7 protein-coding genes and 1 pseudogene are annotated in these 8,667 nt (G+C 67.8%); 7 read left to right on the plus strand and 1 reads right to left on the minus strand.

The window, feature by feature from the left end:
• The 7 genes and pseudogenes from JWP83_RS16075 to JWP83_RS16105 all read left to right on the plus strand — a co-directional run.
• Positions 1–1,115, plus strand: a pseudogene (locus JWP83_RS16075) (elongation factor G); the annotation flags it as partial.
• Positions 1,116–1,290: 175 nt separating this feature from the next.
• The gene (tuf, locus tag JWP83_RS16080; protein WP_297731688.1) at positions 1,291–2,481 is read left to right on the plus strand and encodes an elongation factor Tu; all 1,191 of its coding nucleotides are present in this window, start codon (positions 1,291–1,293) and stop codon (positions 2,479–2,481) included.
• 179 nt (positions 2,482–2,660) lie between these two features.
• Positions 2,661–3,482, plus strand: a complete 822-nt coding sequence (locus tag JWP83_RS16085; protein WP_297731691.1) for a PE family protein — start codon at positions 2,661–2,663, stop codon at positions 3,480–3,482.
• An 85-nt stretch (positions 3,483–3,567) separates the two neighbouring features.
• A complete protein-coding gene (locus JWP83_RS16090; protein ID WP_297731694.1) occupies positions 3,568–4,395 on the plus strand; it encodes an SHOCT domain-containing protein in 828 nt (275 codons plus the stop codon).
• Positions 4,396–4,463: 68 nt separating this feature from the next.
• Complete coding sequence (locus JWP83_RS16095; protein ID WP_297731697.1) at positions 4,464–5,291, plus strand: mycofactocin-coupled SDR family oxidoreductase; 828 nt, start codon at positions 4,464–4,466, stop codon at positions 5,289–5,291.
• Between the two features lie 25 nt (positions 5,292–5,316).
• Positions 5,317–6,501, plus strand: coding sequence for an FAD/NAD(P)-binding oxidoreductase (locus JWP83_RS16100; protein WP_297731700.1), 1,185 nt, complete (start codon positions 5,317–5,319; stop codon positions 6,499–6,501).
• A gap of 7 nt (positions 6,502–6,508) precedes the next feature.
• Positions 6,509–7,501 carry a D-2-hydroxyacid dehydrogenase family protein gene (locus JWP83_RS16105; RefSeq protein ID WP_297731703.1) on the plus strand — a complete coding sequence of 331 codons (993 nt, stop codon included), beginning with the start codon at positions 6,509–6,511 and terminating at the stop codon, positions 7,499–7,501.
• A 124-nt stretch (positions 7,502–7,625) separates the two neighbouring features.
• Here JWP83_RS16105 and JWP83_RS16110 read toward each other — a convergent pair.
• Positions 7,626–8,667 (minus strand): DUF2332 family protein (locus JWP83_RS16110; RefSeq protein WP_297731706.1); only part of this gene is annotated, 1,042 nt, incomplete at its 5' end.

Raw genomic sequence — 8,667 nt, forward strand, 5'->3', positions numbered from 1 at the left:
TGTACTTCTGCCGCGTCTTTTCCGGGGTCATCAGCTAGGGCATGTCGGTCATCAACTCGACGCGGGGCAAGCGCGAGAAGATCGGCCGAATGGTCGAGATGTTCGCCAAGGAAGCCAACCCGATCGAAGAAGCCCGCGCCGGCGACATCATTGCCTTCGTTTCACTGTCCGAGACGGATACCGGCGACACACTGTGCGACGCCAACGCGCCGGTGATCCTGGAGCGCATGCGCTTCCCCGACCCGGTCATCTCGGTGTCGGTCGAAGCAAAGTCGAAGGCCGAGCAAGAAAAATTCAGCGCCGCGCTGGGCAAGATGGTCCGCGCGGATCCTTCCTTGCACCTGGAAACAGATCGCGATACCGGGCAGACCATTCTGCGCGGCATGGGTGAGCTGCATCTCGAAGTCACGCTCGACCGCATGCGCACCGAATTCGGTGTCGAGGGCGTCATGGGCGAGCCGCAGGTGGCGTACCGCGAAACCTTCACCAAGAAAATCACGGAACAATACGTCCACAAGAAGCAGACCGGCGGCTCGGGCCAGTTCGCGAAGGTGCTCATCTCCATCGAGCCGTTCAAGGGCGAAGACGGTGCGACCTACGAGTTCGAGAACAAGGTCACCGGTGGGCGCATCCCGCGCGAGTACATCCCGTCGGTGGACGCCGGCGCGCAGGACGCCATGCAGTACGGCGTGCTGGCCGGCTACCCGCTGGTCAACCTGAAGGTCACCCTGCTCGACGGCTCCTTCCACGAGGTCGACTCGTCGGAAATGGCATTCAAGATCGCCGGTTCACAGGTGCTGAAAAAGGCTGCGGCGCAAGCACAGCCGGTGATCCTGGAACCGATCATGGCCGTCGAGGTCACCACGCCCGAGGACTACATGGGTGACGTGATCGGCGACCTGAACTCCCGCCGTGGCCAGATCCAGGCCATGGAGGAGCGTAGCGGTGCGCGCGTCGTTCGGGCGCACGTGCCGTTGTCGGAGATGTTCGGCTACGTCGGCGACCTGCGGTCCAAGACTCAAGGCCGGGCGAACTACTCCATGGTGTTCGACTCGTACGCCGAAGTTCCGGCGAACGTGTCGAAGGAGATCATCGCGAAGGCGACGGGCCAGTGACGAAGGCGACGGCGAGTAAGCGAAGCTTACGAGCGTGGGGGTCCCTCCCGCTTGCGGGGGAGAGCCGAGCATCGGATCCAGCTTTGGTCGGAGTAACCTTGCCGGGTCACACCGCGGCACAACTGTAAACATCAAAACTGCTTAACAAAGCACCAACAAGTCGGAGGACACAACAGTGGCGAAGGCGAAGTTCCAGCGGACCAAGCCCCACGTCAACATCGGGACCATTGGTCACGTTGACCACGGCAAGACCACACTGACCGCGGCTATCACCAAGGTCCTGCACGACAAGTATCCGGACCTGAACGAGTCGAAGGCGTTCGACCAGATCGACAACGCGCCTGAGGAGCGTCAGCGCGGTATCACCATCAACATCGCGCACGTGGAGTATCAGACCGACAAGCGTCACTACGCGCACGTCGACGCCCCTGGTCACGCCGACTACATCAAGAACATGATCACCGGCGCGGCCCAGATGGACGGCGCCATCCTGGTGGTCGCCGCGACTGACGGCCCGATGCCGCAGACTCGTGAGCACGTGCTGCTGGCCCGCCAGGTCGGCGTGCCCTACATTCTGGTCGCGCTGAACAAGGCCGACGCCGTGGACGACGAGGAGCTGCTCGAGCTCGTCGAGCTGGAGGTCCGCGAGCTGCTGGCCGCCCAGGAATTCGACGAGGACGCCCCGGTGGTGCGGGTCTCGGCGCTCAAGGCGCTCGAGGGCGACGCCAAGTGGGTCGAGTCCGTCGAGGAGCTGATGAACGCCGTCGACGAGTCGATTCCGGACCCGGTCCGCGAGACCGAGAAGCCGTTCCTGATGCCCGTCGAGGACGTCTTCACCATCACCGGCCGTGGCACCGTGGTCACCGGTCGTGTCGAGCGCGGCGTCATCAACGTGAACGAGGAAGTCGAGATCGTCGGCATCAAGCCGACCAGCACCAAGACCACGGTCACTGGCGTGGAGATGTTCCGCAAACTGCTCGACCAGGGGCAGGCCGGTGACAATGTCGGCCTGCTGCTGCGCGGCATCAAGCGCGAGGACGTCGAGCGCGGCCAGGTTGTGGTCAAGCCGGGCACCACCACCCCGCACACCGAGTTCGAGGGCCAGGTCTACATCCTGTCCAAGGACGAGGGCGGTCGGCACACGCCGTTCTTCAACAACTACCGTCCGCAGTTCTACTTCCGCACCACCGACGTGACCGGTGTGGTGACGCTGCCGGAGGGCACCGAGATGGTGATGCCCGGCGACAACACCAACATCAATGTGAAGCTGATCCAGCCCGTCGCCATGGACGAGGGGCTGCGGTTCGCGATCCGCGAGGGTGGCCGCACCGTCGGCGCCGGCCGGGTAGTCAAGATCACCAAGTAGTCCCTGCACCGCTAAGCCCGGGCCGCCGATCGGCAGCCCGGGCTTAGCGTATTTTCGGTCCGCTCAATCGGTGGAACTTGGAGGTGGACCGCGCAGGTTACGATAGATTCACGCTTATTGCGTCCGTGTCTAATGACCGGGCGATTGCTCATTGGTCGTGGCCTGCCCGGGAGGTTCGGATGTCGTTCGTCTTCGCGACGCCCGAGTACCTGGCTGGGGCGGCGTCCGACCTGGCGAACATAGGTTCGACGATCAGCTCCGCCAACGTGGCGGCGTTGGGCCCCACGCAGGGGGTGCTGGCGGCCGGCGCGGACGAGATCTCGGCGACAATCGCCGCGCTGTTCGGCGCGCACGCGGAGGCCTATCAGGCGCTCAGCGCCCAGGCGGCGCTGTTTCACGAGCAGTTTGTCGGGCTCATGACCGGCGGCGCGGCGCAGTATGCGCTCGCCGAGGCCGCGAACGCATCGCCGCTGCAGACCCTGGAGCAAGGGGTGATGAGCGGCATCAGCGCCCCTATCCAGGCGGTGGCGTCGGCCGCCGCGTCCGGCGGCGGCGCTGCCGGGGCCCCGGCGGCCACCGCCAGTGTCGGGCCCGGCGCATTCGGTACCGGTGGTAGCGGCGCGGCTGGCCAGCTGATCAGCAGCGTCGCCGCCGACCCCGCGGCCGCGGCCGCGGCCGCCGGTGGCGGCGGCGGATCGTTCGGCACCGGCGGAGCCGGCTTCACCGGCGGATTGGTCGCGGGTCAAAACCTCGGCGCCGTCCCCGCGGCGGCCGGTGGGAGCGGCGGGCTGGCCGGATCCGGCGGTGCCGTCGAGGCCGCGGGAAGCGCCGAAGAGCTCGGCATCGGCGAGACGCCGGCGGCGGCGGCGCCCGCTTCTGCGGTTACGCCGCTGGCGGCGATGCCGGCGTCAGCGCCCGGCGCCCCTGCGGCGGCGGTACGACCCGGCACGCCGGCCTACTCTCCGGCAACGGCCGCGGCGGCCGAGCCTTCGGAGGAGTGACGGGCGCTCGACGGCGGTTTGCGAGCATCGCGCTGGCGACAGCGCTAATCTGACACGGACTTCCCAGCGAGACGAGGAGAGACACGTGTTGGCGCGCTACCTGAAGGCACAGCTGATCGTTTTGCTGTGCGGCGGCCTGGTCGGGCCGATCTTTTTGGTCGTCTACTTCACCCTCGGGTTGGGTGACCTCCTGCAGTGGATGCTCTACGTCGGCCTGCTGATCACCGTGGCCGACGTGGTGATCGCGCTCGCGCTGGCCAACTTCGGGGCCAAGTCGTCCGCCAAGAACGCGGAGCTCGAGCAGAACGGCGTGCTGGCGCTCGCCCAAATCACCGGCCTCAGCGAGACCGGGACCTGGATCAACAATCAGCAGGTGGTCAAGGTGCACCTGCACATCTCCGGGCCCGGGCTGCTGCCGTTCGACAGCGAAGACAGGGTGATCGCCAGCGTCACCCGGCTCGGCAACCTCAACGCCCGCAAGGTCGTGGTACTGGTCAACCCCACCACCGGTGAATACCGGATCGACTGGGAGCGCAGCGCTTTGGTCAACGGGTTGATGCCGGCGCAGTTCACGGTGGCCGAAGACAACAAGACCTACGACCTCAGCGGGCAGGCCGGCCCTCTGATGGAGATCCTGCAGATCCTCAAGGCCAACAACGTTCCGCTCAACCGGATGGTCGACATCCGGTCCAATCCGGCGTTGCGCCAGCAGATCCAGGCGGTGGTGCGACGGGCGGCCGAACAACAGGCTCCGGCCCCCCAGCCCGCGGCGGCCGGCGGTCTCGCACCCGTCGTCACACCCCCGCAACCGTCGATCGCGCAGCGCCTCCAAGAGCTGGAGACGCTGCGTTCCGGCGCGCTGACCGACCAGGAGTACAACAGCCGACGGGCCCAGATCATCTCCGAAATCTGAACCCACCGGGCGCATTAGAACACGTTTCAGTTCCGCTGCTAGCCTGACAGGCGGCGAAAGGGGCATACGTGTCTGGACAGGCTGGAGCACTGCAGGGACGGGTGGCGTTCGTTACCGGCGCCGCCCGGGCGCAGGGGCGGTCGCACGCGGTGCGGCTTGCCCGGGAAGGCGCCGACATCATCGCACTCGACATCTGCGCGCGGGCGTCCGACACCCTCACCTACACGCCGGCCACGCCCGAGGACCTCAGCGAGACTGTCCGCCTGGTCGAAGCCGAGGGCCGCAAGGTGCTGGCCCGCGAGGTCGACATCCGAGACGACGCCGCGCTGCGGCAGCTGGTGGCCGACGGCGTCGAACAATTCGGCCGGCTCGACATCCTGGTCGCCAACGCCGGGGTGCTCGGCTGGGGCCGGGTCTGGGAGCTGACCGACGAGCAGTGGGACACCGTGATCGGGATCAACCTGACCGGCACCTGGCGCACCCTGCGCGCCGCGATCCCCGCGATGATCGAGGCCGGCAACGGGGGTTCCATCGTCGTCGTCAGCTCGGCGGCCGGACTTAAGGCCACGCCCGGCAACGGCCATTACGCCGCGAGCAAGTACGGGCTCACCGGGCTGACCAACACCTTGGCGATCGAACTCGGCGAATACGACATCCGGGTCAACTCCATCCACCCCTACTCGGTCGACACCCCGATGATCGAGCCCGAGGCGATGATGGAGATCTTTGCCAAGCATCCGCGCTACGTGCACAGCTTCCCGCCAATGCCGATGCAGTACAAGGGGTTCATGACGGCCGACGAGGTATCCGATGTCGTCGTCTGGTTGGCTGGCCACGGCTCGGGCACACTGTCGGGCACACAGATCCCCGTCGACAAGGGCGCCTTGAAGTACTGACCGGCGATCGTGGTATGAACACCACGTGGCCAGTAGCGAAGGCGTCAAGCACATCGTGATCGTGGGTGGCGGGCTTGCCGCCGCCCGGACCGCCGAGCAACTGCGCCGGTCGGAATACACCGGCCGCATCACGATCGTCAGCGACGAGGTTCATGTGCCCTACGACCGACCGCCGCTGTCCAAGGAGGTGCTGCGCAAAGAGGTCGACGACGTGGCCCTCAAACCGCGCGAGTGGTACGACGAGAAGGACATCACACTGCGGCTGGGTTCCGCGGCCACCGCAGTGGATACGGCAAAGCAGACAGTGACGCTGGCCGACGGAACGGCGCTCGGCTACGACGAACTCGTCATCGCCACCGGGCTGGTGCCCCGGCGCATTCCGGCTTTCCCGGACCTGGACGGGATTCGGGTGCTGCGCTCGTTCGACGAGAGCATGGCGTTGCGCGAGCACGCGTCCGCCGCGCGGCGCGCCGTGGTCGTCGGCGCCGGTTTCATCGGGTGCGAGGTGGCGGCCAGCCTGCGCAGCCTGGGGGTGGACGTGGTGTTGGTCGAACCCCAGCCGACGCCGCTGGCGGCGATACTCGGTGAGCAGATCGGGCAGCTGGTGGCGCGGCTGCATCGCGACGAGGGTGTCGACGTCCGCCTCGGGATCGGTGTGGCGGAGGTGCGCGGCCGGGGGCACGTGGACACCGTGGTGCTGACCGACGGCACGGAGCTGGCGGCCGACCTGGTCGTGGTCGGCATCGGATCACGTCCGGCGACCGAGTGGCTCGAGGGCAGCGGCGTCGACGTCGACAACGGCGTCATCTGCGACGAGGCCGGGCGCACCAGCGCGCCCAACGTGTGGGCGCTCGGCGACGTCGCCTCCTGGCGCGATACGACGGGACACCAAGCGCGCGTGGAACATTGGAGCAACGTCGCCGACCAGGCCCGGGTGGTGGTGCCCGCGATGCTCGGGCAGGACGTGCCGTCGGCCGTGGTGGTGCCGTATTTCTGGAGCGACCAGTACGACGTCAAGATCCAGTGCCTCGGGGAGCCCGAAGCCACCGACACCGTCCACCTCGTCCAGGACGACGGGCGCAAATTCCTGGCCTATTACGAGCGCGACGGGGTGCTGGTAGGCGTGGTCGGCGGCGGGCTGCCCGGCAAGGTCATGAAGGTCCGGGCCAAGATCGCCTCCGCCGCACCCATCGCCGAGGTGCTGGGCTGACGCCCGCATGCCCAGGGTCGCGATACTCGACGATTACGCCGGCGTGGCCCTCGACCTCGCCGACTGGTCGCCGGTGCGGACCCGTGCTGAGGTAACCGTTTTCGACCGGCACCTGTCCGAGGCCGAGGCCGCGGAAGCGTTGCGGCCATTCGACGTGATCTGCACGCTGCGCGAGCGGATGGCGTTGCCGCGCACGCTCATCGAGCGGCTGCCGAACCTCAAACTGATCACGATCGTCGGCAGGAGCCTGCCGAACCTGGACATGGCCGCCGCCACCGAGCGCGGCGTGCTGGTCGCCCACTCGGACTTCGCCAACCCGCGATTCAGGTCGGTTCGCGACGCGACCCCGGAACTGGCCTGGGGGCTGATGATCGCGACGGTGCGCAATCTGGCCGAAGAGCATCGGCGCATGCGTGACGGGGGATGGCAGACGACCACCGGTATGACATTGTCCGGCAAGACGCTTGGGCTTCTCGGCCTGGGCAGGACGGGCAAACGCATGGCCGAATACGCGAAAGTGTTTGGCATGCAGGTCATTGCGTGGAGCCAAAATCTCACCGAGGAGGCCGCCGCGGGGGCCGGCGCCCGCCGAGTCGAGAAGGCGACCCTGTTCGGGGAATCCGACGTGGTCTCCATCCACCTGGTTCTCTCCGAGCGCACCCGGGGCCTGGTCGGTCAGCCCGAGCTGGCCGTGATGCAGCCACACGCCTACTTGATCAACACCTCACGCGGGCCGATCGTGGACGAGGTCGCTCTGATCGACGCGCTCGAAGCCGGGCGCATCGCCGGGGCCGGGCTGGACGTCTACGACACCGAACCGCCCCCGCCCGACCATCCGTTGCGGGCGCTGGCGAACGTGACGCTGTCTCCCCACCTGGGATACGTCACCCGCGAAATGCTGAGCGCCTTCTACTCGGACACCATAGACGCCGTCGTCGCCTGGCTGGACGGGGCGCCGGTCCGGATCGCCAATCCCGAGGCTCTGAGCTCATCGAGGTAGAAGCGGCCTCCCTGATCGTCGGCGCATTCGGCGGTCACGCCGTACGGCCGGCGGGCCGGCTCGGCGAGCACCAGCACCCGGCCGTAGACGTCGGGTTGGACGCGAAAGATTTTCGCCGTTGTGGCTACTGCCAATTCACCGGCGGGCCGTGCGGATGGCATTCGGCGAGGATTGCGAGCTCGCCACCCGGCCAGTAGCGGGCCCGCACCAAAAACCTGATCGGCGTGCCGCGCCCTTCGCGGGCCGGCTCCAGAGTCAGGTGGGCGAACGGTGACCGGGTGTCGGCTTGCCCGCCGAGCGACTCGATCCCGTCGCGGACCGCGGCGCGCTCCTCGTCGGACAGGTACTGCCAGGTGATCGAATGCCACAGCACGGTCAGCGCGCCGCCGGCAAGGGTCAGGCCGGCCACCGCCTCGGCCGCCGTTCGGCGCTCGAGCCGCGCCGGAACGTTCCGGGCGACGGCGATGGCGCCGCGCAGCCGGTGCAACCGGGAGTCCTGGTCGGGCCAGACGTAGCTCAAGGCGGTTATTTCCCCGTCGGCGCCGGTGACGTCGATGGGCGCGATGTCGTAGCCGTTTCGCTCGACGATGCGGACGGCGCCGTCGGGCGGCAGGGCGCCACGCCAGGCGTCGTCGATGGTCACCGGCGAGTCGGCCGGTCCCCACCGGCCGCCGTTGTATCGGTAGCGGTAGTGGTCGGCGCGCATGTTCAGCCCCGCGCTCGATCCGATTTCGAAAAGCCTTATCGGCAAATCAAATCCGCGATTGAGACGCAGTAGCCCACCGATCAGCGCGGCGGATCGGCCCACCTCGTTGGTCTGCGGCGGCTGATGAAGCGCGGCGCGCAACGTGTCGGCGTGCTGGGCCGCGGTGTGCAGGATCTCGGGCCAGGCGTTCGCCGCGTCCCAGTCACCCCCGGCGCTGGGATACCAGCGCCGCAATTCCGGTGCCCGGCCGTCGAGGACCAACCGGTGCAGCCCGCCGAGCAACCGAAGCGGCACCGCGTGGCGCGAGGGTGCGTCCTCGTGGCCGGACAAGATGCTCGCGAACGCGCCGCCCGTTTCGACGTCGCCCGCCACCAGCTCCAAGAGCTCCCCGTACATCGGGGAGCCGGAGCCCGCGCAGAACCGGCCCTGCGAGCGCAGCATGTGCAGCAGGTGCTCGGTG

The organism is Mycobacterium sp. (assembly GCF_025965855.1).
GTDB lineage: Bacteria > Actinomycetota > Actinomycetes > Mycobacteriales > Mycobacteriaceae > Mycobacterium.